The 215-nt window shown below is 48.8% G+C and carries 1 pseudogene; it reads left to right on the forward strand.

What is annotated here, in order from left to right:
* A pseudogene (locus AWH02_RS10720) lies at positions 1-215 on the forward strand (FtsX-like permease family protein); the annotation flags it as partial.

The following is a 215-nucleotide window of genomic DNA, read 5'->3' on the forward strand; positions in this document are numbered from 1 at the left end:
CAATATCTTCTCGGTGGTGCTCTAACTGGTGGCAGCTATGGTGACCTTTACCACCATGACTCGCTTTGTCGACGAGGAACGAACGAATGCAGGTGTTTTTAAGGCTCTAGGCTATCATAGCCGAGATATCATTCGCAAGTTTTCTCTTTACGGTTTGGTGGCGGGGAGTCTAGGTACCGTCATAGGGATTCTGCTGGGACCTTATTTCTTGTCGG

This window comes from Streptococcus gordonii, from assembly GCF_001553855.1.
GTDB classification, from domain to species: domain Bacteria; phylum Bacillota; class Bacilli; order Lactobacillales; family Streptococcaceae; genus Streptococcus; species Streptococcus gordonii.